Source organism: Psychrobacter sp. PG1, assembly GCF_014897815.1.
Taxonomy (GTDB): Bacteria; Pseudomonadota; Gammaproteobacteria; order Pseudomonadales; family Moraxellaceae; genus Psychrobacter.
The window spans coordinates 15,267-41,671 of record NZ_JABUZG010000057.1 but is presented as its reverse complement, the minus strand read 5'-3'; the positions used below and the strand labels follow the sequence as shown (position 1 = coordinate 41,671).

Genomic DNA, 26,405 nt, shown 5'->3' with positions numbered 1-26,405 from the left:
CGATGCATCTTGCTCGCGGCTTTTATGTTGTCTGCTCGTTTTAAATTTACTTAGCGTGTAATATTAGCTCGCTTAGTCGGTACAACTTTTCTTATGGTTACTTCTATATTTTTATTGTCGGGTCTTAATTTATGAATCAATCATTCAATCTCTGTGTGGCCACCGAAACCATAGTAAACGATGCGCAGCAACTGGGTGTAACAGTAGATGCGTTACAGCGCATCTGTATAAATGTGAGTGCTCAGATTATTCGACAGCCATCACTATACTTACAGCTAACCTATCAACTCACCCTGCCCAACCAACTGCTAGCAAAGCAGCTAAACTGGTCAATGTGGCAGCAAGCGCAAGTAAAATTCGATGATTACTTGTGGGAAGAGACTTGCCTTGAATGTTTTATCGCTGGTCGTCTGATAAATGATGAAAATCTAACGGATGCTCAAAAGGCAACGCCCTATATCGAGATTAATGCCAATCCAGACGGTCGTTACGCGCTATATCAATTTGAGAGCTATCGTAATCCTGCGACCTTACCGCCAACACCCTTATATGCAGCTGATGGACAATCGCGCGCGTTTATTAATTGGATAAACGATGTAACGCCAACATTAAGGTACGTGGAGAACCCTTTATCTAATAATCCATCAGTAGCAAAAAAACCTCATCATTATGAGCGCAGCTTTAATGTACCAGTAATCCAACGATCCAATAAGCAGTACGCCATCGCAAATACTATGATTGAGCAAATAAATCCTTGCGTTATTCTATGGTTTGGTGAGATTGCTTTATATTTTGCACCAAACCACGCCTCCCCGCCTGACTTTCACAATCGTAGCCACTGGCCGAGATTTGAGCTTTAACTCTACTTTTAAATTGAGCATCACAACTCCAAGCGCAAAAAAAACCAGCAACGCTATAAAGGCATTACTGGATTTGGAGAAAACTTTTAACTTAGGTTACATCTAACTGGCTACTATTTGTCAGCCATCGCGAGGTAAATACCACGGTCTGATGCATCATCGACATATTGCGAATCACGCCATGTCGTATAGCTGTAAGTGCCACTGTATGGGCTAATGCTGTTTTGGCGGAAATCAGATACCCAATCGTTACCATCAAAGATCTGGATATGACCATGTGGACGGTTTGACGTACGATTATAGACAACGACATCACCCACTTGTGGCTGCATATCATTACTGATCTTGGTAAAACCTGCTTGAGCAAGTGTGCCGCGAGAGGCATACTGATAAGCTGAAGGGTTAGGCGTAAATTCGTAACCTGCTGATTGTAGCGCTTTACGTACATAGCGAGCACAGTAGCCAGAGCTTCTAGATAACGCTACTCGCGATGCACTTGCCGCTGCGATAGCAGGAGCAGAATTACGATCAGGAGCGCGGCTTGATTGCTGCTGACGCTGCTCATAAGACAAACGGCTAGTAAGCGAAGCAAGCTGGTATTCTTTTTGCTTGGCATGCGCACTTAAATTATCAATGGCTTGACTGATCTCATCGTTGCTATATACATGGGCACCACTGTTAGTGCTATAGATATTGCGGCTAGAACCGTAGTTCGCAGAAGCAGAGATATTAGTGATGGTATGACTCAAGGTATTATTTGGTTGAAAGGTTGTTTCGACAGCACCACTTGTCTGTGCTATACCCATTCCCAATACTGACAAAATTAATAAAGCTTGTTTCATAAATTTACTACCTATTGTTAATACAAGACCGCTCGTCATCCGTGACAAAGCATCAATTAGTTTAGAGGAGATGATCATTACAAAACATGATAAAATCCTTGTTAAAACAGCCCGCTATTTCTTCTGTAGTGACTAATGCTGGTATTATCAGTTAATAGCATATTCCGCTTAGTTCACTGTCTCGCAAATCGTTCAGTATCAATTGCTTTTAGCATGTCAATTATGAATATCGATTTTGTCACCTATTAGATGAGTCATCACGATGTCAAAAAAACAGCCAAATCGGCTTGCCCAACTTATCGACCATCAAGCTTTTGCTGGTAGCGCACTACCCCGAACGCTTGCTGACAATATGCGGCTATACATAGAAGCGACTAATGAGGTAAAAGAGCTATTGGTAGATTGTCTACCTGAAGAAATTCTTAATACCTGTTGGGTCGTAGGCCTCACCTCCGAGCAATTAATACTCAGTGTGGGCTCAATGACTGCTGCCAATCATATTCGCTATTTACAGAGCGCTTATTTGCAAGTCTTAACAGAGCAGTCAATTACATTTAAACAACTCAAGCAAATTCGCGTCGTCGTCGCTAAAAATTCAGCTGATAATCATTCATCTAAACAACTATCAGCAGTATCAGCAACTTTTTCAAAATCTAGTAAAGCCAATGAAAATCAGGCTCTTAGCCAAAATACAAAGCGGACTATATCACAGGCCGCAGAGCATGTCACCACTGATGAAAATCTCAAAAAAGCACTTTTACGTCTGGCAAATCATTGAAATTATTAACGTTACTATGTAAAGTTGTGTAAACAAAACCGTAAAAATCAGCTGATAACGCTGCGATTTTGTAATGACGCAAACAAAAAAAATCACCTGCTAGCTCCGTTCACATTATGAACGTCACCAACAGATGATTGAAAAACTATCCACAGCTTTGATATTCTCTACTCTAGAGCAGAATTGTTAAAATAATCTGAACAATACATTCAAAAAAACGAATATTATTAGAATGTAATTACAGCCGGATTATGTAATATTGCGTAAATGTTTCGATACTTCGTGTATATTCCTGTATTCATCCTTCAACAGTCAAACCTTCGAGAGGTAAATACTGAATTGGGCATGTTACATTGTCATCAAAAGTTACAATTTCAAAATTATTATGGTCAGATAGTATCTCACGTACCAATAAATTGTTTAACGCGTGACCAGATTTATAAGCATTAAAGCGACCCAAAATCGGATAGCCAATCAAATATAAATCACCTAAAGCATCCAAAATTTTATGGCGAACGAACTCATCATTAAAACGCAGACCTTCTTCGTTAAGAATATTTGCCTCATCAATAACAATAGCATTATCCATACTGCCTCCTAACGCCAAATTATTCTGACGTAAGGCTTCTATATCTCGTAAAAATCCAAAAGTACGGGCTGAACTCAATTGCTCAATGAAGTTTTGCGTCGAAAACTGCAACTGGGCATGCTGAAAATCTTTGTCGATAGCAGGATGATCAAAATCAATCTCAAAATTTAGCTCAAACCCTTCATAAGGACGCAGTTCTGCCCATTTATCGTCTACTTTTACTCTTACAGGTCTGACGATTTTTATAAACTTCTTTAAAGCATCTTGTTCACAGAATCCTGCGTCAAGCAGCAACGCTACAAAAGGAGCGGCACTACCATCCATAATCGGTATCTCTGAGGCCGATACACGAATTAAAAGGTTATCCACGCCAAGTCCTGCAATGGCACTAAGCAAATGCTCGACCGTCCCCACACGTGTGCCACCAAACACTAGGTTTGACGACATCATAGTGTCTTGTACTAAAAAAGCACTGGCTGGAATCGGCTGACTGCCTTCGATATCAGAACGCTCGAAAACAATACCTGTATCAATAGGTTGCGGATGAAACTCTAAGTCAACAGGCTGACCACTATGGAGACCAATACCTGTAACAGCAATAGCAGTTTTTATGGTTCTTTGGTTCATGGCTGTCTTCTCACATATTTTGTTACAATTGCCATAGTGTATCATTACCCGCCCCTAGTTCGCCATAGTTAAAACTCGCTAATTTCCTTATCTCCTTGATTGATAACACTTATCGTCAATAAATTTTGATGGTTCTCATGTCTTATTGATCACATTGCCTCTGTTAAAACAGGGAAATAACAGCCAAATGTTACAATCATAAATTGTTTTATACGCCTATTTATTAATGATTATTTTCGCATCGAGAGGCGACTCTTATAAATAGAGCGCACTCATAGCTGAATCAGTTTGCTAATATATGGACATTTTCTATAGGCACAAAAAAGCCAGCAACTTAGTACTGGCTTTTTTTGAATCTAAAAATCTGAAAATATTATTTATTTTGTTGACGTTTTAGATAGTCTTGAATGCTATTGGTTTTGGTTTTCGCCTGCTCTTGAGGCGCGCTTGAGCGAGTAGCACTAGCCGTTTCTTGATACATCTGAGCTTGCGATTGCTTCTGGCTGTTTAAAGCACTGGTATGCACGTTAGGGTCAACAGGCTGAGTACTATTGACAGAAGGAACTGGTGCCTCGACTACTTCTGGCTCTTGCCCAGCGTTTTCATCTAACGTCAGACCCGTTGCAATAACAGTGACATGTAAGTCATCACCCATTTTTTCATCAATCACTGAACCATAGAAAATATGAGCATCGTCAATATCTGTAATTTCTTCGACAATAACACTGATTTTGCTCATCTCATCTAATGAGAGTGATTCAGAAGAAATCACGTTAACTAATAGACCTTTTGCATTTTCTAAACGCAAGTCATCAAGTAATGGTGATCTGATGGCTTTCTCAGTTGCTTGACGCGCACGATCATCGCCGCTAGCACGACCAATACCCATCATCGCATGACCTTTGGCAGTCATAGCAGTGCGGATATCGTTAAAGTCGATATTGATCATACCTTCACTAGCGATAGTTTCAGCAATACCTTGAACCGCATGTAACAACACATCGTCCGCTTTTTTAAAGGCATCTTGCATAGAAATATTGCCATAGACACTCATCAACTTATCATTCGGAATCGTAATGATAGAATCAACAAAGTTAGTCAATTGCTCAATACCAGCTTTAGCAGCCTTGATACGTTTGCCACCTTCAAACTTAAATGGCGTCGTAACAACCGCTACCGTCAACACTTCCATTTCTTTAGCAATACGAGCAACCACAGGCGCTGCACCTGTGCCCGTACCACCACCCATACCGGCAGTGATGAACACCATGTCTGAATGTTCGAGCAATGCACGGATGGCTTCTTCTTCGCTTTCTGCTGCTTCACGCCCAACTTCTGGGTTCGCCCCTGCGCCCAAACCGCGATTCGTTTTTGCGCCAAGTTGCAATTTATGCGGTGCAGTTAAACGATCAAGCGCTTGTTTATCCGTGTTAGCACAGACGAACGTTACACCTCTAATCCCTTGTTGTACCATATGTTCAACCGCATTACCGCCACCACCACCAACACCGAATACAGTGAAGCTTGCTTGGCCGTTATTTTGAGGCTGGTTATCATCTGGCATGGTGTATTTTGACATAAAAAGGTTTCTCCAGTTGCAGATAGCGTGATGGTCGATACTTGGTAACACACTTATATGGCGCGCTATCGACTTACTATATATAATTGTATTTAAATAAAACAGGGCAATGGCTTAGATAATTGTGCTAGCCAAAATATGCCAGTATAGTACAGGGTGTTACTTTTCGTATTCTTGCCTATTATATAGCTGCATACTCTTATGCTGCTTAATATAAGTATGTTTTGCTAACAGATTATAATATCTTTTTGAGTACACTAGCAAAACGCTGCCCTGCACTTTGAAAAACACCAGTGACTCGATTTTTTTGAATCGCTTCAGGCTCGCTTTTTTCACTACGGCGAAACTGCTCGCTTTGACTATATAATAGTGTACCAAATGCCGTTTGATAAGCACGATCATTTACTTGACTGTTTAGCTGCTTAAATGACTCATCATTATCAAAATGATTATGAGCACTAATAGCAGGATGAGTATTGGTTAATACTACGGGCATTTTGAGCAATTTTTTGGTAAAGGGTATCATACCTTTAATCGCCGTACCGCCACCTGTAAGCACGATACCTTTGTCGATATAACCGATGAGATCGGCCTCATGTAATTGACGAGCAACTTCCGTAAATATCTGCACATAGCGCGCTTCAATAATACGGGCTAGATTATAGATACCAATATTAATCTCGTCACCTGTTCCTTGTGGTTTAAAGATAAAGAATGAGCTAGGATCCACACTATTGACATCGACAGTACCATGGGTTTTTTTCAGCTTTTCAGCTTCAATCATGGAGATACCAAAATCAGCTGAGATATCCATCGTTACTTCGTGGCTGCCTGTCGCGATACAATGGGTAAATATGAGCTTGTTTTCTTTATAAACGCAAATACTGGTCGTACTAGCACCAATATCTACCAAACAGACCCCTTGCTGGCGCTCGTCACTCATCAAACTATATTCAGCACTCGTTACTGCATCAAATACAATGTGGTCAATACCAACATCACAGCTTTGCAGTAATTTTTGGATATTCTGACGACTAGCAACGGGCATCATCATCATGTGATACATCACAGTAATATTATGCGCCATCATTTCGATCGCATCATCCACCATGAAATCTTGATCATCAACATAGATACCCTGCTGACAGCAATGCATTAGATAATAGTCTGAAGATAGATCGCGTGACTTGGCATTAGACAACGCCTGCACCATATCTTTGGCACGTACCGCCTCATCTTCTACACGTACCTCGCCTGCACTATTTTTGCTCGATAATTCCGGTGTCGCTAAGGTCAACCACACACTATGCACGCGGCAATTGGCAGTATCTTCTGCTTCTTGAATGGCTTGTTTAATAGCACCTTGTAGACGTTCACGGTGTTTTATTTGACCTTGGTAAAAATCGCTATTTTTGACTTGTCCCACGCCCAGAATACGGATGTCTTTTGCAGAGACAACGTTACCAATGACGACATAGACTGCCGTGGCACTTAGATGGACAACAACCAGATTTTCAGTATTTTTCATGGTACCAGACAAATTATCGCTAAACAGGAGACCAAATGACGTCTCCATTAGATCATTAAAAAAAGCGTTATCAACACGCTATGATGTTGTATATTCTGTGCTACAAACTATCAAAATAGCTCAAACTAAAATGCTAACCAGTTTTTGCTTATGCTATCTATCTATCTATCGTTATTTTGCTGCATCAATTTTTGGCTGTGCCATATCCCAAGCAATGGTAAAACCATTTTTATAGCGCAAATCTACAGACTGTATTTCGCCTCGACGCTCACTTAACTGATTGCCGAGCAGCTGACTTAAACTCAGCAGCTTTTGCGCAGTATTCTCGTTATCAACAATCACACGCAGTCCATTGTCAAAACGAATCAGCCAAGTCATTCTTGGTGACAGAATAATATCTTCGACTTGCATACCAAGTGGCGCATACCAGTCGTTAACTTGCTGCATCTGCTGCATGATAACTGGGGCTTGCGTTATCTCACCTTGTAAGGTGGCGAAGCGTTCTTGCGTCAGATCTTTACTATCAGCAGGGACAAAAACCGCACCTTTTGCATCCACCAAACGCTCTGTACCAAAATTAGCAACCGCTTGCTTAGGTAATGCAGTAACGACTATGCCCCGTTGCCAATCACGAGAAATACTGACCTGATCAACCCAAGCCAGACCCGTCGTAATATCTCTTAACGCTTGCAAATCAGAGGTAAAAAAGCTGCTTACCTTTTGTTGATTCATAACCTGTTGCAATGCGCGATACTGGGTAACTGTTAAACCCTGATTATTCACATGGATAGAAGCTGGCGGTGCATCACGCAACGATTTTCCACCCATTATCAATATCAGTACGAGCAACCCTAGTACCAATACCATAAAAAAATATTTGAGCGAAGTCGGTACTTGGAACTTAGAGTTTGGGCGACGGGTTTTATCACTCATCAAGTCAGTTACCTCGTTGACAGTTTGAGCCATAACGACCTTTGTCCCTATATTTGCATAAAACTGATCATGCTATTTATAAATGTAACTCTGCATATTTTTGCAGAAGCCTATTAAGTTGACATATTATCAAAATATTTTACTAAAACGATTTATAGGATGACATTATGCTCATTTAAACGTAATGCTCATTTAAACGTAACATTTTTCTTAATTTATGAATAACTTATGGGCTAAATTCATAGAAAACAGAAATATCACTAAAACAGACCTATAATTACAATATTAACGTATTTTATGGTTAAACAATAGCTTAACCCCTACTAGTGACAACGAATTTACACAAGTTTACATGACGCTGTGGTATAGCAGCTCTAGTGATACATTAACCCGTTCTAGTCTAGTAGTATTCTCAGGCTATAAGAAAAATTTAACTCTAATCATTCATAAGTTTTATCACTGGTTTATTAAGACAGCCTATTAATGACAACTGCCTTAATAAATATCAATAGCATTATGAACAATACTAAAAAATGAGCAATGTTAAAAAGTAGCATTGCTAAATAACTATTTAAGCAATAACTGCTATACCAGTCACTATAATGTCTGCGCTAAAATATGCCAGCACAATGCATCGAAGTCCATGCCTCGAGCCTTGGCTGCCATCGGAACCAAGCTATGGCTGGTCATGCCTGGCACTGTATTGATTTCAAGCAACCAGAAGTTGCCTGCTTCATCTTGCATAGCATCGATGCGTCCCCAGCCTTTGGCATCAACGGCACGGAACGCTGCAAGGCTCAGATCTTGTAAATGCTTTTCGTCAGCAGCGCTCAGACCACAGGGGATATAGTAACTGGTATCATTACGATTATACTTGGCTTCAAAATCGTAGAAGTTGGTAATATCAGCAGGTTCAAGACGAATGACTGGATAGGCTTCATCGTCGATAATGACGATTGTAAACTCGCGACCGGTAATCCAGCGCTCAGCCATGACCGCATCACCGCACTGTACCGCCGTTGCATAAGCCGCTGGCAACTCGTCAAGATTGTTGACCTTGGTCATACCAATACTCGAGCCTTCATGAACAGGCTTGATAATAAGTGGTAAACCTAGCATGTTGACCACTTGCTGCCAGTCAGTCTCAGCTGTTAACAATGAAAATGGCGCGGTTGCTAACCCACAACCCTGCCACAATTGCTTGGTACGAACCTTATCCATACCCAGCGCTGATGCCAGAATGCCTGAACCCGTCTGCGGAATATCAAACCATTGCAGCACACCTTGCAATAAACCATCCTCGCCGCCGCGACCATGCAACACGTTAAACACGCGGTCATACTCACGTAGCTCTGTTATGTCTTGATGCTTAGGGTCGAAATGAGTGGCATCAACGCCTTGGTTTTGTAGCGCCTGCAATACGGCAGCACCACTGTCTAATGACACGCTGCGTTCATTGCTACTGCCGCCGTAGACAACCGCCACTTTACCAAACTGTCTGGCATCTTTTGCATCACTGGTCGTCGTGTTTAAAGTGGCATCATTGCTCTCTAAATTATCTGAATTTTGAGTGCTGGTATTTTCTTTAGTATCAGTCGTCATGAAGATCGTTCCTAGAATTTTTTAGCTTACTTAATGTAAAGGTTATTGGCAGCCAAGTCGACAGCGATCTGCCCTACATTACCTGCACCTTGAGTAATGAGCATGTCATTGGCTTTTAATAAACGCTGCATGACAGGAGCTAAATTGTCCTTGTCAATAATCGTCGGTTCAACTTCACCGCGCAACCGAATACTACGTGCCAATGACTTGGTATCAGCGCCAGTAATTGGGCTTTCACCTGCTGAATATACGTCTAATAATAATAATTCATCAACGCTGGAGAGTACTTCAACAAAATCATCGAAGCAATCACGGGTACGACTATAACGATGCGGCTGAAACATCATTACCAAACGACGTTCAGGGAAACTTTGACGCGCCGCTTTAATGGTGGCATCGACTTCTTTTGGGTGATGACCATAATCGTCAATCAATAAAACATTACCATCATCAAGATTGACAGAGGCATGCTGCTCAAAACGGCGACCAACGCCTTCAAATTTTTGCAGAGCGCGTTTGATCGCTTCGTCATCGACCCCTTCATCAGTCGCCATAGTAATAGCAGCAAGTGCATTGTAAACGTTGTGAGTACCAGGAATATTGAGGGTCAAACGTAAAGGCTCACGGTCACGGCGCAGTACCGTGAAGTGAGTTTTCGTACCTTCCGTTACCAAGTCGATGGCTTGAACGTCGTTAAAAGGCTCAAGTCCAAAAGTCAGTACGGGACGACCAATATCATCAATCATGGCATACAATTCTGGGTCGTCACCGCAGACCACCGCCAAACCGTAGAATGGCATGTTTTGTAAAAACTGAATATAAGCGGCTTTTAATTTATCAAAACTATTCTCATACGTTTCCATATGGTCTTGATCGATATTGGTGACAATCGCGGCCATCGGATGTAACGATAAAAACGACGCATCAGACTCATCGGCTTCTGCCACCAAGAAACGACTGCTACCCAGTGCAGCATTTTTACCAGATGCATTCAGCTTACCGCCAATCACGTAGGTAGGATCGAGTTGCCCTTCTGCCATCATGGTAGTCAACAAACTGGTCGTGGTGGTTTTGCCGTGAGCACCAGCAACAGCGATACCGTGACGATAACGCATCAACTCGCCCAGCATATCGGCACGGCGTACCACTGGCAAACGTGCTTCTAATGCCGCTTTTACTTCAGGGTTGCTGCGATCAATCGCTGACGATACAACGATGACATCAGCATTGGCAATATTTTTGGAGTCATGACCGATCGCAATATCAATACCAATCTGTGCCAAACGTTTGGTTACTAAGCTCTCAGCGATATCAGAACCACTTACTTGATAACCTTGATTGTTCATCACCTCCGCGATACCGCACATCCCCGAGCCACCAATACCGACAAAATGCAAATGCTGAATACGACGCATTTCTGGTATTTCAATCAAACGCTTAGGTAGAGCTTTCGCAGGGTTAGACATAGGGATTCTCTTTATTAAAGGCTAATAAAATTTAGTGTATCAAAATAATTGGCAATAAAAACAGTCAGCTATAAGAATGTAGGCTACAGCGTTTGCCAGATAATATCAGCAACTTGCTTGCTCGCACTTCGATTGGCAAGGGCATGGCCTTTTTTGGCCATCGCTAGGCACTTCTCTCGATTAAGGGCAGCAAGCTCATTGCTCAAACGCTGCGCTGTCAACTCAGACTGCGGTAACAAAATCGCCGCATCGTGTGAGGTTAACGTGCGGGCATTAGCAGTCTGATGGTCATCTACCGCATGCGGCAGCGGTACAAAAATTGCGGCAATACCGACGTTCTGGATTTCCGTAACCGTCAATGCGCCTGCTCGGCAAACAATAATATCTGCCCAATTATAAGCGGCGGCCATATCGTCGATAAAAGGCTGTACCACAAACTTGTGCATACTCAAGTCTTGCTCATCGTAAGCCGCTTGTGTGGCAGCCTCATTGTTACGCCCGCATTGGTGACGCACTTCAAAAGGCTGATTGAGCAATACCAGCGCTTTTGGCACAGTGTCGTTTAAGGCTCGTGCACCAAGTGAGCCACCCACCACCAACAATTTGAGCGGTGAGTTGTCATTAACATCATAACGCACCGTCGGTTCAGAGACACCAGTGATAGCATTGCGTACTGGGTTACCCACCGTTTCAAGCTTAGCATCCTGTGCACTATTGGCAAAGGTATCCTCAAATGCTTGCAGCACCTTGGTTGCAATCTTGGATAGGTAGCGATTACTCATGCCTGCAATGGCATTTTGTTCATGGATAATCAGAGGCGTATTGGTCAGACGTGCAGCGATACCGCCAGGCGCTGTCACATAACCACCAAAACCGACAACTATGTCAATTTGATTACTACGAATCACCTTTATAGCTGCCATCGTCGCTGACAATAAAGTCACTGGCAACTTCAATAAACGCCCGATTCCTTTACCGCGTAAACCCTGCATCTCAATCGCATGAAAAGGATAACCAGTCGGTGCAACCAAGCCATTTTCCATACCATTTGGCGTTCCTAGCCAATGAATAACCGCACCACGCTGAGTCAATTCCTCAGCCACTGCCAGTGCTGGGAACACATGCCCGCCAGTACCCGCGGCCATCATTAATATATGCGGTGCTTTCATGAACGCCTGCCTATCTTTTCTTTATTTATATGAAGGACTTATTATCCTATGATCATCTTAGTCATCAGCCAATAATGACCCTATAAAATCTCGCATAGTATAGTGTAAATCGTTGGCTGATATATAGCACTTTATGCACTGTCAATAACAAAAATCCAAGCCGCGAGCAATCACGACTTGGCTTTTATAAATACTATCGAAAAATCATAAAAGCATCGTTTATAAATGACGTTTTATCGCCTTTCTATGCGCTATGAAAAGATGCTGTTTATCAATCTATCTTAGCACAGTGTTTTTTAAGTATTGTGCGCATAGCTTAGTGATAAATCACTCTATCCTTACAGCGTTGCGCAAACTGCTACTTTATTCTCAATGGCGATGATAAAGTCCGTCGCAATATCTGTACCGCATTGGTCATCAATCTCACGTACACACGTTGGGCTGGTGACATTAATCTCGGTAATACGACCGCCGATTAAGTCGAGCCCGACGAACATGAGACCTTTTTCTTTAACAATAGGTGCCACGACTTCTGCCACTTGACGTTCGACATCGGTGAGCGGCATCGCAACACCGCTACCACCCGCCGCAAGATTACCACGGGTCTCGCCTTTGGTAGGAATACGCGCCAAGCTATAATCGACCACTTCACCATCAACGATCAACACGCGCTTATCGCCTTCTTTGATCTCTGGTAAATAACGCTGTGCCATAATCGGCAGGGTTTCAAGCTCAGTTAAAATCTCAAGCGTGACGCCGATATTTGGACTATCTGCGGTCAAACGAAAAATCCCCGTACCGCCCATACCATCTAATGGCTTAACAATGACGTCTTGCTGCTCAGCGATAAACTTGCGAATATGCGCCTGTTTACTGGTCACGATCGTTGGGCTCATATAATCGCTAAACCACGTGGCAAATAGCTTTTCATTACAATCACGTATCGCTTGTGGGTCATTGACCACTAGCACGCCTGCCGCTTTGGCATGATCAAGCATATAAGTGGCATAAATAAAACGCATGTCAAACGGCGGATCTTTACGCATCAACACCACGTCATAGTCGCTGATTGGCGCTGTCGCTTTATCGCCTAATGTATAAAAATCTTCAGGATCACGCTTGACGGTCACTGGCTGCGTATCAACCATCAGTTGCCCACGATTCAACCATAAATCATGAATCTGACAATAGCCAAGGCTGTGCCCACGGTCTTGTGCCGACCACATCATCGCAAGGGTCGTGTCTTTTTTATAATTAACCTGCTCGATAGGATCCATAATAACGAGTATGTTTAACGATTTTTTTTGATTTTCTTGGCTCATGATAAGGCTCACTTACGTTATATTATTAATATAGAACAGCTTCGAACTCAGTGCCCAACTATACGCCGTACTGCGCGCGATAATGTTGCATCTTGGCAAGTTGGGTTGCATCTTTATGCTGATCGCTTTGTACGCCATGGTCATCTGCCAAATAACTGATTAAATCATCGATATCGACGAGTGCGCGCACTGGTACCTCTAATGTCGACGCCAACTCTTGAATAGCAGAATGCTCAGCCTGACCTTTTTCTTTACGGTCAAGGGCAACGATAATACCGGCAACGCTAGCGCCCGCTTGCTCTAAAATCTCAACCACTTCACGCATCGCCGTACCAGCGGTAATGACATCATCGAGTACCCAGACTGCTTTACCACTAACGTCAGCGCCTACTAAGTTGCCACCTTCGCCATGAGTTTTAGCTTCTTTACGATTATAGCCCCACTTGGCATTGATACCATGATGAATCCATAAGGCTTGCGCGGTTGCTGCCACAAAAGGAATACCCTTATACGCTGCCCCAAATATCACCAGCTCCTGCTCATCTGTACCGTTATGACTAGCAGCCATTTGCTCAGCCAAGGCATCAGCATAACCACACGCGAGCAACGACAACATCTCACCCGACGCCAGCAAGCCTGCATTAAAAAAATACGGACTGATGCGACCAGACTTGAGGACAAACTCGCCAAATTTGAGAACTTGATTGTCTAAAGCCAGTTGGATAAATTGATGTGAGGAGAAAGAAGGGTGTTGCGCATTAGGCATTGAGGCATTAAGCATGGAAGCGTTCCTATTGACAAAAAGAAGAGCAAAAAATTGGCGTTATTGTACGCATTATTGATCAGCTTGACCAACCATTGATGTCGTAATCCTGCATGTTAGGATAACGAGTCAATAGGCCACTGCGCGATGAGAGATTAAAATAACACTGACCGTCATCACTCACTTGTATCTCCCAACCTAAATGATACGCGGCAACAATAACATGTCCTGTGAAAATGCGTATTTGACGGTAGGCATGGCGCTGCGATGGCTCACAAATGATTTGACTCAGCAGATAACTGCGTATGTGCTGACAGATTTGCGCGGCGCTGTAGCGGTGATTGATACTTTTGCGTGTCTCGCACTGCCTCAATGCATGAACAGCAACGCTACACGCCATAATGTCAGTAGCCAAACTGCCCTCACCTGTCTCAAATTGTTGCGGCTGCAACACCACCTGCCAATCTTCGGCGTAAACACTGTTGAGCAACTCATCTGGGTTATAACGTTTGGTCAATGCACGGAAAGAAGCCTGTTTGTTTTTAGCATTACTACTAACGCTCGTATCGGTACTTACAGAAGAGCCATTCAGTGCAAAACCGTAACGATGCAGTTTTGGATAAGCACGAAGCGCCTGCTGAATATCAGCCATGTCGAGCAAAGTCATACCATTTAATGATGATAATAATGGTTGCGCGCTGTGATTGTGATAAAAGCTGTCTGGAAACTCGACAAGCTCTGCTGCTCGCATTAATGACAGATGCTCGCCCAATACTTCTGAAGCAATCAGCGACCATTTTGACAAGCTGTGTTCTTTAGGCTGATAAAAACGCGCAGAGCGACCATAAAGTCGTTGCAATTGACCATTTAATCGCCTAGCAGGCTCTGGAATATCGCTCAAGGGTCTGGCAGGATCAAGTGCCAAGCGACTCGGGTCAAAATTAGGATGTACAATCGCAGGTTGGGTACTATCTGGCAAAATAGACGACTGCTCAGCATTGCCTTCTGAAATTGTACCGCCTGCTGCTGTAAGATCAGCACTGGGTAAATGAGTGTCAGAAGTAGAAGGCTGGGTCATGAAATCTCCATAAGCTATAAAATATAAAAATAATTCTAATTAAATCAAACTGGCATATTACTCTTAATGTTGTTCTTGATGGCGCAAAATATCACGGTAACCGACTTGCCAATCAGGATATGCCAACCAAGCTAATGGAATATTACTGTGCAAGCGTTTTCCCGTAACCGCTACTTTTTTATCGTCAAGAGCAGGAGGCGTTTCATTTATCTGCTGACTTAACCAAACGCCCAACTCAAAAGTCGTGACTGGCGCATAATCAGTAGCAATATAAAGGGGCTTGGGCGCATCGATAGTCAGTACGTTAGCGATGATAGCGACCAAATCGCGATCCATAATCCGATTGCTCCAATGCGCGGCTGCCACTGCTTCCTTTTGTGGTTCGCGGGCTTTGCGCAGACGCATGAGACGCACGCGTCCATAAATACCGCTTGGACGAATGATAATGGCTTTATCACCAAAGCCTTGTTGCAGGACTTGTTCTGATTGCAATATCACCTGCGATGCTTCGCGTTTTGGCGGCACAGGCGCAGTATTGTCATCAATCCATTCGCCGTTATCTTGCCCATAAACACCCGTTGACGAAATAAAGACAATGCGTGAAAGGTTGGTGAGTTTGTCCGCAAGCGTTGCCAAATGCTGGCTAATTGCTAAGTAGCTATTATGATAGCCACTGGTCGAATAATCATCGGGGGTAACGATAATTGCTATCGCCGTAAAATCTCGCAGCTGCTCAGCCGTCAGAGTCAATGCATCGGCTTGCATAAATTCAGCGTTATCATCCAAAGAGTAATGATGGCGCTCACCACGAGCCAAACCTGTGACATTCAAGCCGTCCTGTGCCAGCTGGTTGCTGACTGGCAAACCAATATCACCTTGACCAATAATCAATAAATTTTGCGTACTCATCATTTATCCTTTATTCGAACGCCATTTCTAATGACTACCCATACATCTTTTTAATAATCTATACATTTTTTCAGTAATAAATGTTAAAAATAGCGTCTGTACGACAGCTGTACGTCTTCATTGGCATCAACACGATCTTGCCATTCATAGTTGGCATTAATGCGTAATGCTTGTTTTTTATCGATATCGTATTGTAGCCCTAATGTCGATATCGGCTGCCAATAATGACCACGGGCATTAGACTCATCGCTGCTGCCATGATACCAATATGGCAGTTGCAATTCAGCCTGCGCGCGTAACTGATTGTTAATCTGATAACGACAGCCTGCATTGACGCCAGCACCAACGCGAAAGCCTTTATTGATACCGCGCCCTGCTTGCGCTGTGCCGGACAAAAAGGTATAGCATAGCTGCGGCGGCATCTCGCCTGTACCTGTGCGAGGCGTGCCAAATGCCCATGACCAACCTGATTCATAGCCCAAGCTCCCAACTAAATGATCGCGACCGTCTTGCTGGGAGCCATCATTCACACGCGTCGCCTCGATGCTAGCGCCCCACGTTTTGCCTTTTTTGGCAGAATTGACCGGATTAAATGAGCGCCCACGAATCAATGTCACATTTTGCAAAACCACACTGTTTGGCTGATTGGCTTTGTCATTATCGGTGTCGTACAGGCGCAAAGTCGCAGATGCGCCTTCTAAGTCAAAAAACTGTGGGAATCCTGAGGGACGATCGAGAATATCATGATAGCCCGCTCGTAAGCCCAAATCGATATAGTTATTATCACCGCGCTGCCCTAGTCCCATATGAGCCAGTTGCAGCGGATGTCTGTCTATTGGATTGTTATCTGATACTGCTATATCAGGCTGCAATAACGTCTGTCCATCAGCTGACATGCTCGAAACCGTATTGAGTTGGGCAGATTTAACCTCATTAATCGTCTGTTTTGCGCTGTTGTGATAGCCGAATTGCTCGCGCTGCTCTTTGACCTTATTCAACTGCGCTTGGCGTAAAGTGCTATCAGCAGGGGTATAGTTGGTGCTGGCAAGTAAGCCTTCATCATCAAGCAACTGCACGACATCTGAAGGAATAACCGCATAAGGCAGCTGACTCAATAAGTGCTGCTGCGGACGCACCACATCAATTAAGCGTAAAATCTCAGACGCACAGTTATCTGTGGTGAAGTAATACGGCAATTTTAAATCTTTGGTTTCCCAAACGTGCAACATAATCTGCTGCACTTCCGCTGGTGTCAAATCCAATTGATACGTCCATGCGTCACGCTCGTCTTCTTGCAGATATTTCGCCAGCCTTGCGGGATAAGGGTCAATTTCAATGAGATTGTCATAACCGCCGGTCATTGACTTGATGGCATACACCACAAAATTGTCTTTTGGATTACCACCAACCGTATAATTCAGCGCAACCGCGTGATGAATCTGGCTCGGATCAGCCACACTGGCTTTTGAGTCAATACGCAATAACGTATGAGCAAAGGCTGATAAAGGATTGTCTAAATACTCTTGGGCAAACATGATAGATAGCTGCTCAGGGGCAATCTTTTGCATCCATTCATTCAACTCCGGACAGTCAACTTGTAGCGTCGCCTTATCAATGTTTAATGTATCGGTCAACCATTGTACACGCGCTGGGAAACGGCATAATACCGAATTATTGGCAGTATTTTTTTTGACAGTACGGTTATTCGTTGTCGCTATCTCATTAGCGAGGGCGACGAGTAACGCATCAAGCTCGGCATTCGAGTCTTGCCGACCATGCTCACTCAAAAAAAAGTCAGCCTCATCAACCATGCTGGTGTCTTTTTTCTTACCAATCAAATTCTTTTGATCATCAAAAAAATATAATAAACGTCGCCATGTCGTATCTTGGGCTAAATTTTGTGTTGCTGCTTGCTCACGCCACTTGGCTAATAATTGCTCAGCGTTGCTTTTTTCTAGCCCTTGGGTATCTTCTGGAGCGTCATTATCTGGCGTATTATTAGCAATTGCAGTAGCTTGCGGCGTAGGCGCTAATGCCCCTGTCGTTACTAATGATGCTGGGGTTGGCAAAAAAGCTTGCGTTTGTGCAGAGAGTAGCAATCCTGCAATAGCAAGTGGTAAACGCGCTCGTTGACTCATAGTAGTTAGGGTACAATCTACAGATAAAAAATTAGGCTTTAGAGACATGGGGTAAACCTCGCACGTTATTATTCATACGCCGATAGCGTGATTGATGGCTGGTTGATAATGCCGATTGAATCGTTCACTAAAATAACCTCAAAAGCCATATACGAGCTAGATCATTGAAATATCTTAGTTAAAGTGGCTGTTATCAAAGTTGTTACTATCAAAGCTACTGTTATCAAGGTAGCTATTATCAGAATGGCTATTGATTGATAAAAATGGCTAGCAACCAGCGGTCAATGCCCACTTATTAATATCATGATAAAAGAGAATATTATGTCCATAACACCAATAAAGATTAACGATGGCAGATTATCTGCCGCCACATACCTTGCATCACCAAACTGCAATCTGCGACCAACAGATATGAGTATTGATACTATTGTTATTCATAATATCAGCCTACCTCCGAACGAGTTCGGAGCGTCTGATACTGACGGCATCCATTACGTTAAAGCATTATTTACCAATCAGCTAGACTGGGCGGCGCATCCCTATTTTCAAACGATTAAAGACGCGGAGGTTTCGGCTCACTTATTCATCGAGCGTGATGGCACGATGACTCAATTTGTCAATTTTAATGAGCGCGCGTGGCATGCTGGACGCTCTAGCTACTTGGGTCGCCCTGAATGTAATGATTATAGCATCGGTATTGAGCTTGAAGGGTCTGATTTTGTGTCCTTCACCGCCGCACAATATGAGGTACTTGCAAAAATAGTCTGTGCCATTTATGCCGCCTACCCCAAAACTCGTCGTCATCTAACAGGTCATAGCGATATTGCCCCTGGTCGCAAAACAGATCCCGGTGATTATTTTGAATGGTCAAAATTGCGTGAGATGGTCGCCAACATTCTTGAGGGTTAAGTCGTATGGATAATTATTTTGTCAATCCTGTTACAAGCTCTATTAACAGTTAACTGTATGCATTATATTCCACATCCAATCCATTTATCTCGATTATGAAAATGCTATAATCCATCAGTTTTTTGATAGCAGCAACTTAGTAGACAACCATCAGTAAACAACCTTCATTAAACAAATTAGCACAATAGGTTCTCATGGCAAAAAGTCGGTTATTTCGTTCAACCATGGTGGTCAGTAGTATGACCATGCTATCTCGTATCTTAGGTCTGGTACGCGATGTCGTATTGTTAGGCGTCTTTGGCGCTGGTGGTCTGATGGATGCCTTTTTGGTCGCCTTCAAAATTCCAAACTTTTTGCGGCGTTTATTTGCAGAAGGTGCCTTTAGTCAAGCCTTCGTCCCTGTGCTATCTGAATACAAAGAAAAATATAGTTTGCAGCAGGTACAAATCTTAGTCAGTCGTACTTCAGGCGCTCTGCTGTTAATTTTGTCGATGCTTACTGTGGTTGTTATTTTAATGGCACCGTGGGTCGTGACTTTATTCGCGCCTGGTTTTGCCGACCAACCAGGTAAATTTGCTATTACCGCTGAATTACTGCGTCTGACCTTTCCTTATTTGCTATTTATTTCTATGACCGCCTTTGCCAGTGGCATTTTACAAAGCTACGGACGCTTTGCTGCGCCTGCTTTTGCACCCGTGTTATTGAACCTATGTATGATTGGTGGCGCGCTAATTTTTGCCCCTATGTTCGATGTTCCTATCATGGCACTAGGCTATGCGGTCGCTATCGCAGGATTGTTGCAATTCTTACTACAGCTGCCGCAGCTATGGCAACAAAAGCTGCTGGTCGCACCCAAAGTCGACTTTCAGCATGAAGGCGTTCGCCGTATTTTAAAACTCATGCTGCCTGCCATCTTTGGCGTCTCTGTCACTCAGATTAATCTGCTGCTCAATACCATTTTTGCGTCATTGATGATTGGCGGCTCGGTTTCTTGGCTGTATGCCGCAGAGCGTATGAGTGAGCTGCCATTAGGCTTGATTGGCGTGGCAATCGGTACAGTCATTTTGCCCAGTTTATCAAAAAGCGAGGCGCAAAAAGACGATGTTAGTTTTAAAAAGACCATCGATTGGGCGGCACGCTTAATCATTTTAGTCGGTGTTCCTGCATCAGCAGCGTTGTTTATACTTGCCGATGTACTGATGCAAGCGCTGTTTTTGCGCGGTGAATTTACCTTACGCGATGCGCAGATGAGTTCGCTCGCATTACGTAGTATGGCTGGTGGTATTTTAGGCTTTATGCTTATTAAAATCTTTGCCCCTGCTTTTTTTGCCCGTCAAGATACCAGAACACCCGTAAAAATCGGTATCATTTCTGTCTTTGCCAATATGATTTTTAGTGTCATTTTTATCGGTATATTTTATTTCTTAGAGATTCCACTACATGGCGGCTTGGCATTAGCAACCACGGGCGCGGCCTTTGTTAACGCAGGCTTATTATATTATTTCTTACATAAACGTAATATTTTCCGCTTTGGCAGTCATTGGAAAAAACTATTCACCCAGTTTGCGATTGCGACTAGCGCTATGATTGGCGTACTTTATGTCATGCTGCCTTATTTCCCTAGCGATGAGGCTCAATGGCGACGTATCGCCGCTTTGCTCATTATGTGTACCGTGGGAGCACTGGTTTATGGCGTGGTATTACTAGCCACTGGTTTCCGTCCGCGCCAGCTAAAGCATGGTTAAGCAGCTTCACTTACGAAACCAAAACAAGCTTAGTAAGAGAATGGATAGTGAATGACGCGGATAGTTGCCATAATTAACCATTAACGAATAAATGAAATCTGAGGGCTAATAATGATAACCAAACGAGTAACCTTGCTACGCTTACCAACTATCCTGACTGCTGGTGTCCTTAGTACTGGACTGCTTTTAAGTGCTTGTAGCGATAACGATAAGACAGCTAATAGTGCCGAAGATACGGCAGCCATCGCTGAAGGCAGTTCTGATAAAAGCATTGATGCTGAAAACGATACTACTAATCAAACATTAGCTGTGGAAAGTGAGCAGGCGGCTGACAGTGGTAACGATGAAACGGCTATTGATAGTGATGATATTGACCCAGTTACCTCTGCGACCAAGCAAAAAAGCCTCGTAACCAATACAACCCAAGCTGGTACACCGGAAGATACTGTCAAACGAGCATTAGATAGCCTGTATTATGGCGAGGTAAAGGAAGCCGCTAAATATTATAAAGTAGATATGGCAAACTTCGAAGAAGAGCTGGCTAAAACCCAGTATGCCTTTCAGCAAACCGTCGATGGCGTCACTATCACCGATACTAAATACAGTGATGATAAAACCCGTGCCACCATCATTGGGGAGCTGATGCTAAAAGGACAAAGTGCGCCTGCACCGTTGACTTATGAGCTGCAAAAAATTGAAGGTCAATGGAAAATCCTAGGGTAAGACGCTTTGCTGTCCTCATTTAAAATCACTTTAGCTTAAGTTATTTTAGCTTAAGTCACTTGAACTATCTTCAATAATTTTATTTGATACCAATTTAAATTTAAATTTAATATTAATCTGACGACACCGGCTTGCCAAGCATCACAACATCAGCGATAAAGCCTTGCATATCACACACTTTTGGCATATATCCCCATTGCTCAAAACCAAGCTTACGGAACAATCCTAAGCTTGGCTGATTGTGCGCAAAAATAAGCGCGATCACATTATGAATGCCTAGGCTTGGCGCTTGTGTCAACATCCAGCATGTCAATAAACTGCCCAATCCTTGACCGTGATAATCCTGATGCAAGTAGATACTAATCTCAGTGCTGATATGATAAGCCGGTCGTGCATATAAATCGCTAAAGCTACCCCAAGCGACGATTGTTGCTGTCTCTGTTTTCGCTGCATTCTGCGTGGTCTTATGCATCGCTTTTACGACATAAATAGGACGCGTCGGACTGTTTATATGCTCATCAAACCAATCTGCACGCTCTTCACAGGTCACTGGGGTGAGATTGGCAGTGGCTTGTTTACCTGCAATAGTCTGATTATAAATCACCAAAATCTCTGACAAGTCGTCTCTACTTGCACGCTGCACGACAAACTCATCAGTGAGATAGTGTTCTAACAAAACAGTTGGTACAGCATTCAAGGCAGCAACGGGCATAAGTTCTCCGTAATTATTAATTAATAGTCTATGAGTGATAATTGTTGCAAGATGATCCTTCTATACAGAGGGTTATTACAAAAGCATGTGGACAAACATCACGGTATTTTAAGATGACAGAGCGGATAGCGCCATACTTTTATTGTCAGTAGACTATAGGATGTTAGTATGGTCATTTTACTTTATAATGGCTGATTTTAAACACATTGATTTTGGTACGGGTGTGTTTTTTATCTGGTTTTATCTATCATAGCTGAAAATTTATGAACACCTATTTTCTTGAGCAACTGATTGCCTCGCCAAGTAATTTGACTGCAAATACTAGTCCAGTAGATTTAGTGCCCTGTGTGCTCACTATCGGTAACTTCGATGGTGTCCATCTTGGTCATCAAGCGATGCTTGAACAAGTCCGTGATATTGCGCATGCACAAAATCTTGGTTCTGCTGTCATGATATTTGAGCCACAGCCTCGTGAATTTTTTGCGCCAGCCACTGCGCCTGCTCGCCTCACCAATCTCGCTGAAAAACAAGCTTTGTTAGCAGAATATGGCGTTGAGACCTTGATTGTGGCAGGATTTGATGCAGAATTTCGCTCGCTATCCGCCCAAGCATTTGCGGATCTTTTAGCCCTGCGCTTAAATGTCAAAGCGTTGGTGTTGGGTGATGACTTCAAATTTGGTCATGACCGTACTGGCGACAGTCAGTTTTTACGGAATTATGGCTTAGATGTAACCAACCTACATACCGTCATCGATGATAGTGGTAAAGCGGCACGTATCAGCTCTACTCGCGTTCGAGACTTACTATTGGCTGGTGATATTGACGCTGCTAATGTGCTACTTGGTCGCGATTATGCGATTACAGGAATGGTCGTTGGTGGTGATAAAATAGGTCGCACCATGGACTTTCCTACTGCGAATATTGACCTACAGCGTTTAAAGCCTGCCCTGCATGGTATCTTTGCTGTTGATGTCGTTAGCCTCGACGAGGATGGGCAAGTGATTGCTGATGGCTTATCGGCACTTGCTATAGATGGCAAATCAGGTATCTCAGGATTACGTTCCAATAGCCTCTTTGGGACAGCCAATATCGGCACTAGACCCTCTGTCGATAAACAACATGATTGGCGTTTGGAAGTTCATTTTCCAGAATTAAATGCCGATTTATATGGATTAACTTTACAGGTTCGATTTTTGCATTATTTACATGGTGAACGACATTATGATGGCTTAGAAGCATTAAAAACAGGCATCCATAATGATGTAAAAGCATTAATTGAGTGGCGAGAGCAGCAGCCCATTTAGGTTGCTATTAAGCTTAAATGCGACCCTCGATATCTATAATTTATAAAAAAACCCACAGCGTTTATAACGTTAGTGGGTTTTTATTTAATGGGGTTTTTCTAAGCATCTGGATGCATACGTACGTTTAAGTCATCGATGACCTCTACCCATTCCGCATCTTTTTCCCATTCTTCTTGTAGAAAAGCACGCTGATTGTCTGTCCAAATTCTCGCTTCTATCAACTTCTCTTCTTTATCCAACTGATTATTTTCAATAAAACTGTCAATCGCTGCATCTGAGCTATCAAGTCCCAACTGTGCAAATAATTCATTCATATTGTATTCTGGTTCACCCAACATGTTTTTCTCCTTAAATGGTACGAGTGTCTTTGTGTTTATTATCTAAATTGACACATTTATTGTAGCAAGCTTTATTTTAATAGCTGTTAATCAACGTGTATCTAACGTTATCAATTGTATTTGGATAGGCAGACAAGACACAAAAAAACCCTCTACATTAGAGGGCTTTTTTAGATCAATTTCTATATAACAGTTTTATGACATGATGACATTGTGACATTGGCGGCTTATGGAAGCAGGTGTGCTACTGCATCACGCTCTTCGCTAAGCTCTTGCTCAGTCGCTGCCATTTTCTCTTTAGAGAAATTTGATGACACATCAACGCCATCTACGATAGACCAATCGCCGTTAGTGCACGTGCATGGGAATGAGTAGATTAAACCTTTTGCGATACCGTATTCGCCGTTTGAATAAACGCCCATCGATACCCAATCATTCTCATCAGTACCCAATGCCCACGTACGTACGTGTGCAATGGCCGCGTTGGCAGCAGAAGCGGCAGATGATGCACCGCGTGCTTTAATGATTGCAGCGCCACGTTGTTGTACTTCTGGGATATAAGTCGCTTCGTACCATTCGCGATCAACCAAATCTAATGCAGGCTTACCGTTGACAGTAGCAGCAGTCAGATCAGGATACTGCGTTGATGAATGGTTGCCCCAGATGATCATTTTTTTCACGTCATTTACTGTGCTGTCAGTTTTGCCAGCCAACTGTGCCATGGCACGGTTATGATCTAGACGAGTCATCGCAGTGAAGTTACGTGGATCAAGATCTGGTGCATTACGCTGAGCGATAAGGGCGTTGGTGTTGGCAGGGTTACCGACAACCAATACTTTTACGTCACGGCTTGCAACGTCATTCAATGCTTTACCTTGTGCTGAGAAAATCGCAGCGTTGGCTTCTAGCAAATCTTTACGTTCCATACCTGGACCACGAGGACGTGAACCGACTAGCAGAGCATAGTCAACATCTTTGAATGCAACCGTCGCATCATCAGTCTGCACAATACCTGCTAATAAAGGGAATGCACAATCTTCTAATTCCATGACCACACCCTTTAGGGCGTCAAGTGCTGGAGCGATTTCAAGCAATTGCAAAATAACTGGCTGATCTTTACCTAGCATCTCGCCAGATGCAATACGAAATAACATAGCATAGCTGATATTACCAGCGGCACCAGTGACGGCAACACGTAAAGGCTGTTTCATTGACATTGAATACTCCCTAATTATAGATTAGATAATTCATGATTCTGATTGATGGTTCTAATGGATGACTATCGTTGTAAATAGCGACTTGCCTACTGAATATAGCAGTCATAAACCGAGAGCTAGTGTAGCACTTCGTTCAGCAAATCGTCTAGAGACAATAAGACGCCGACCACCGATTATATTGTTACATTTTATACGGGAGGATTTTTATATCTACTGTAAACCTATACGGATAAAGTGCTAGAAAGCAATAAAAGGCAGCTGATAACAGCATTGAGAAGCGTTGTATACAGTGGATACAACACTTAAAATAAGCGAGTATTATTAGGGCGTGTCCTCAATTCAAACAATAAGCATTTAAATGGGCTAAAAAAACTATTTCCCACCTGAAATGACGAATTTACTGCCACAATTATTCACAACATTATGACATGTGCCAAATTCGCTCCCTTCATAACAAATATGGATATCTGTCAATGTTGATTGACGACGACTGCCCGCTTGGCAAATCAAATCAATACTGTTTGAGGACATGCCACTGTTAAGCTGGGTCATTTGACTGATAAATCGAGATTTAGAAACTGTATAGCTATTACCCGTATTAAGCTCATTAGGCAGCTTTAATGCGCCAGCGTAATTGGTAATCTGGCGAAAATAACTACTGGCACTAAGTGGACTACACGCCCCATAACGCTGCCAAGCTTGGCTACGTACTGTCGTATCAGGCATAATACGGTTGACGACTTTTAACTGTAACGGTGTCAGACGTGGCTCACTACCGCGTCCGCAGCGCTCACCATAGCCCATATCCAGACCTGATACTGTCAACGAATAACCTTCCAAGCATTGACGCATGCGGGCACGTGTCGGCTGTATGCTACACAATGCTGGCGTCATCTCAATCATCAACACACGCTGTCCGCTCTTAACAGCGCTCGCGGCATGTACCGGCATCATCATAACGCCTTGCAATATCACTAATGCACCGATACTTAGCGTCTTATTTAGTTTATCCATAGATGTATTAGTTATCGAGCTTGATTGGTTTAAATCTGGCGTCAGAGTAGATAGCGAGCGCACCTGCATCTGCTGAATAGATGACTGATGCCTAACTTTTAATAACAGGGACAGATTGAAATATTTTTTGATCATAGGGGCTGAAGGCATCTAGCAATGATAAAAACATGGGCTATCGTTTAGCTAATAGTGTTCGACGTATAAACACTGATAAAACTAAGAATAGAGCTAACAAAAATGTGTGCGTTGATTGATAAGCA

General features: G+C 43.0%; 23 protein-coding genes. 6 read left to right on the top strand and 17 right to left on the bottom strand.

The annotated features are described in order from the left end of the window. The first annotated feature begins 131 nt into the window (after positions 1-131). Positions 132-860 (top strand): hypothetical protein, encoded by a 729-nt coding sequence (locus tag INT03_RS08225; RefSeq protein ID WP_193008565.1) that lies wholly within the window; start codon positions 132-134, stop codon positions 858-860. Between the two features lie 113 nt (positions 861-973). Here the strand turns inward: INT03_RS08225 and INT03_RS08220 are convergent, their stop codons facing one another. Beyond that, on the bottom strand, positions 974-1,702 hold the full coding sequence (locus INT03_RS08220; RefSeq protein ID WP_045444182.1) for a CHAP domain-containing protein: 729 nt from the start codon (positions 1,700-1,702) through the stop codon (positions 974-976). Between the two features lie 262 nt (positions 1,703-1,964). Here INT03_RS08220 and INT03_RS08215 point away from each other — a divergent pair, with 262 nt between their 5' ends. Continuing rightward, positions 1,965-2,480, top strand: coding sequence for a hypothetical protein (locus INT03_RS08215; RefSeq protein ID WP_193008564.1), 516 nt, complete (start codon positions 1,965-1,967; stop codon positions 2,478-2,480). A 298-nt stretch (positions 2,481-2,778) separates the two neighbouring features. Here INT03_RS08215 and lpxC read toward each other — a convergent pair whose 3' ends face one another. The 12 genes from lpxC to INT03_RS08155 all read right to left on the bottom strand — a co-directional run bounded on the left by lpxC (position 2,779) and on the right by INT03_RS08155 (position 18,231). After that, positions 2,779-3,696, bottom strand: a complete 918-nt coding sequence (lpxC, locus tag INT03_RS08210; RefSeq protein WP_055124715.1) for a UDP-3-O-acyl-N-acetylglucosamine deacetylase — start codon at positions 3,694-3,696, stop codon at positions 2,779-2,781. Between the two features lie 373 nt (positions 3,697-4,069). After that, positions 4,070-5,275, bottom strand: a complete 1,206-nt coding sequence (ftsZ, locus tag INT03_RS08205) for a cell division protein FtsZ (protein ID WP_045454113.1) — start codon at positions 5,273-5,275, stop codon at positions 4,070-4,072. Positions 5,276-5,510: 235 nt separating this feature from the next. Beyond that, positions 5,511-6,803 (bottom strand): cell division protein FtsA, encoded by a 1,293-nt coding sequence (gene ftsA / locus INT03_RS08200; protein WP_198329470.1) that lies wholly within the window; start codon positions 6,801-6,803, stop codon positions 5,511-5,513. Positions 6,804-6,974: 171 nt separating this feature from the next. Beyond that, positions 6,975-7,769 (bottom strand): cell division protein FtsQ/DivIB, encoded by a 795-nt coding sequence (locus tag INT03_RS08195; RefSeq protein WP_193008563.1) that lies wholly within the window; start codon positions 7,767-7,769, stop codon positions 6,975-6,977. 564 nt (positions 7,770-8,333) lie between these two features. Next, on the bottom strand, positions 8,334-9,338 hold the full coding sequence (locus INT03_RS08190) for a D-alanine--D-alanine ligase (RefSeq protein ID WP_193008562.1): 1,005 nt from the start codon (positions 9,336-9,338) through the stop codon (positions 8,334-8,336). A 26-nt stretch (positions 9,339-9,364) separates the two neighbouring features. After that, entirely contained in the window at positions 9,365-10,804 is a 1,440-nt protein-coding gene (gene murC, locus INT03_RS08185) for a UDP-N-acetylmuramate--L-alanine ligase (RefSeq protein WP_193008561.1), read from the bottom strand. An 83-nt stretch (positions 10,805-10,887) separates the two neighbouring features. Then, positions 10,888-11,973, bottom strand: a complete 1,086-nt coding sequence (murG, locus tag INT03_RS08180) for an undecaprenyldiphospho-muramoylpentapeptide beta-N-acetylglucosaminyltransferase (protein ID WP_193008560.1) — start codon at positions 11,971-11,973, stop codon at positions 10,888-10,890. Positions 11,974-12,311: 338 nt separating this feature from the next. After that, positions 12,312-13,295, bottom strand: coding sequence for a glutathione synthase (gshB, locus tag INT03_RS08175; RefSeq protein WP_193008559.1), 984 nt, complete (start codon positions 13,293-13,295; stop codon positions 12,312-12,314). 58 nt (positions 13,296-13,353) lie between these two features. Then, complete coding sequence (pyrE, locus tag INT03_RS08170; RefSeq protein ID WP_404643255.1) at positions 13,354-14,076, bottom strand: orotate phosphoribosyltransferase; 723 nt, start codon at positions 14,074-14,076, stop codon at positions 13,354-13,356. Between the two features lie 61 nt (positions 14,077-14,137). Further along, complete coding sequence (locus INT03_RS08165; RefSeq protein WP_193008558.1) at positions 14,138-15,136, bottom strand: hypothetical protein; 999 nt, start codon at positions 15,134-15,136, stop codon at positions 14,138-14,140. A gap of 63 nt (positions 15,137-15,199) precedes the next feature. Further along, positions 15,200-16,045, bottom strand: coding sequence for an SDR family oxidoreductase (locus INT03_RS08160; protein WP_193008557.1), 846 nt, complete (start codon positions 16,043-16,045; stop codon positions 15,200-15,202). 83 nt (positions 16,046-16,128) lie between these two features. Beyond that, positions 16,129-18,231 (bottom strand): DUF4105 domain-containing protein, encoded by a 2,103-nt coding sequence (locus INT03_RS08155; protein ID WP_193008556.1) that lies wholly within the window; start codon positions 18,229-18,231, stop codon positions 16,129-16,131. A 273-nt stretch (positions 18,232-18,504) separates the two neighbouring features. Between INT03_RS08155 and ampD the strand changes: the two genes are divergently transcribed. From ampD to INT03_RS08140, 3 genes are all read left to right on the top strand, one after another. Further along, positions 18,505-19,092 carry a 1,6-anhydro-N-acetylmuramyl-L-alanine amidase AmpD gene (gene ampD / locus INT03_RS08150; protein ID WP_193008555.1) on the top strand — a complete coding sequence of 196 codons (588 nt, stop codon included), beginning with the start codon at positions 18,505-18,507 and terminating at the stop codon, positions 19,090-19,092. 194 nt (positions 19,093-19,286) lie between these two features. After that, the gene (murJ, locus tag INT03_RS08145) at positions 19,287-20,837 is read left to right on the top strand and encodes a murein biosynthesis integral membrane protein MurJ (RefSeq protein WP_193008554.1); all 1,551 of its coding nucleotides are present in this window, start codon (positions 19,287-19,289) and stop codon (positions 20,835-20,837) included. A gap of 111 nt (positions 20,838-20,948) precedes the next feature. Further along, entirely contained in the window at positions 20,949-21,560 is a 612-nt protein-coding gene (locus INT03_RS08140; protein WP_193008553.1) for a hypothetical protein, read from the top strand. A 112-nt stretch (positions 21,561-21,672) separates the two neighbouring features. On the opposite strand, the gene INT03_RS08135 is transcribed toward INT03_RS08140, so the two are convergent. After that, positions 21,673-22,272 (bottom strand): GNAT family N-acetyltransferase, encoded by a 600-nt coding sequence (locus INT03_RS08135; protein ID WP_193008552.1) that lies wholly within the window; start codon positions 22,270-22,272, stop codon positions 21,673-21,675. A gap of 263 nt (positions 22,273-22,535) precedes the next feature. Between INT03_RS08135 and ribF the strand changes: the two genes are divergently transcribed. Next, positions 22,536-23,576, top strand: coding sequence for a riboflavin biosynthesis protein RibF (ribF, locus tag INT03_RS08130; protein ID WP_193008551.1), 1,041 nt, complete (start codon positions 22,536-22,538; stop codon positions 23,574-23,576). Between the two features lie 98 nt (positions 23,577-23,674). On the opposite strand, the gene INT03_RS08125 is transcribed toward ribF, so the two are convergent. From INT03_RS08125 to INT03_RS08115, 3 genes are all read right to left on the bottom strand, one after another. Beyond that, positions 23,675-23,914 (bottom strand): DUF2789 domain-containing protein, encoded by a 240-nt coding sequence (locus INT03_RS08125; RefSeq protein ID WP_193008550.1) that lies wholly within the window; start codon positions 23,912-23,914, stop codon positions 23,675-23,677. 227 nt (positions 23,915-24,141) lie between these two features. Next, on the bottom strand, positions 24,142-25,131 hold the full coding sequence (locus INT03_RS08120; protein WP_193008549.1) for a malate dehydrogenase: 990 nt from the start codon (positions 25,129-25,131) through the stop codon (positions 24,142-24,144). A 372-nt stretch (positions 25,132-25,503) separates the two neighbouring features. Beyond that, a complete protein-coding gene (locus tag INT03_RS08115) occupies positions 25,504-26,145 on the bottom strand; it encodes a hypothetical protein (RefSeq protein ID WP_193008548.1) in 642 nt (213 codons plus the stop codon). Positions 26,146-26,405: the final 260 nt, after the last annotated feature.

Excerpts from the sequence above, each read along its gene's own strand:
- INT03_RS08225 (WP_193008565.1), top strand. The coding sequence starts at position 132 with ATGAATCAATCATTCAATCTCTGTGTGGCCACCGAAACCATAGTAAAC.
- INT03_RS08220 (WP_045444182.1), bottom strand. The coding sequence starts at position 1,702 with ATGAAACAAGCTTTATTAATTTTGTCAGTATTGGGAATGGGTATAGCA.
- INT03_RS08215 (WP_193008564.1), top strand. The coding sequence starts at position 1,965 with ATGTCAAAAAAACAGCCAAATCGGCTTGCCCAACTTATCGACCATCAA.
- lpxC (WP_055124715.1), bottom strand. The coding sequence starts at position 3,696 with ATGAACCAAAGAACCATAAAAACTGCTATTGCTGTTACAGGTATTGGT.
- ftsZ (WP_045454113.1), bottom strand. The coding sequence starts at position 5,275 with ATGTCAAAATACACCATGCCAGATGATAACCAGCCTCAAAATAACGGC.
- ftsA (WP_198329470.1), bottom strand. The coding sequence starts at position 6,803 with ATGAAAAATACTGAAAATCTGGTTGTTGTCCATCTAAGTGCCACGGCA.
- INT03_RS08195 (WP_193008563.1), bottom strand. The coding sequence starts at position 7,769 with ATGGCTCAAACTGTCAACGAGGTAACTGACTTGATGAGTGATAAAACC.
- INT03_RS08190 (WP_193008562.1), bottom strand. The coding sequence starts at position 9,338 with ATGACGACTGATACTAAAGAAAATACCAGCACTCAAAATTCAGATAAT.
- murC (WP_193008561.1), bottom strand. The coding sequence starts at position 10,804 with ATGTCTAACCCTGCGAAAGCTCTACCTAAGCGTTTGATTGAAATACCA.
- murG (WP_193008560.1), bottom strand. The coding sequence starts at position 11,973 with ATGAAAGCACCGCATATATTAATGATGGCCGCGGGTACTGGCGGGCAT.
- gshB (WP_193008559.1), bottom strand. The coding sequence starts at position 13,295 with ATGAGCCAAGAAAATCAAAAAAAATCGTTAAACATACTCGTTATTATG.
- pyrE (WP_404643255.1), bottom strand. The coding sequence starts at position 14,076 with ATGCTTAATGCCTCAATGCCTAATGCGCAACACCCTTCTTTCTCCTCA.
- INT03_RS08165 (WP_193008558.1), bottom strand. The coding sequence starts at position 15,136 with ATGACCCAGCCTTCTACTTCTGACACTCATTTACCCAGTGCTGATCTT.
- INT03_RS08160 (WP_193008557.1), bottom strand. The coding sequence starts at position 16,045 with ATGAGTACGCAAAATTTATTGATTATTGGTCAAGGTGATATTGGTTTG.
- INT03_RS08155 (WP_193008556.1), bottom strand. The coding sequence starts at position 18,231 with ATGTCTCTAAAGCCTAATTTTTTATCTGTAGATTGTACCCTAACTACT.
- ampD (WP_193008555.1), top strand. The coding sequence starts at position 18,505 with ATGTCCATAACACCAATAAAGATTAACGATGGCAGATTATCTGCCGCC.
- murJ (WP_193008554.1), top strand. The coding sequence starts at position 19,287 with ATGGCAAAAAGTCGGTTATTTCGTTCAACCATGGTGGTCAGTAGTATG.
- INT03_RS08140 (WP_193008553.1), top strand. The coding sequence starts at position 20,949 with ATGATAACCAAACGAGTAACCTTGCTACGCTTACCAACTATCCTGACT.
- INT03_RS08135 (WP_193008552.1), bottom strand. The coding sequence starts at position 22,272 with ATGCCCGTTGCTGCCTTGAATGCTGTACCAACTGTTTTGTTAGAACAC.
- ribF (WP_193008551.1), top strand. The coding sequence starts at position 22,536 with ATGAACACCTATTTTCTTGAGCAACTGATTGCCTCGCCAAGTAATTTG.
- INT03_RS08125 (WP_193008550.1), bottom strand. The coding sequence starts at position 23,914 with ATGTTGGGTGAACCAGAATACAATATGAATGAATTATTTGCACAGTTG.
- INT03_RS08120 (WP_193008549.1), bottom strand. The coding sequence starts at position 25,131 with ATGTCAATGAAACAGCCTTTACGTGTTGCCGTCACTGGTGCCGCTGGT.
- INT03_RS08115 (WP_193008548.1), bottom strand. The coding sequence starts at position 26,145 with ATGGATAAACTAAATAAGACGCTAAGTATCGGTGCATTAGTGATATTG.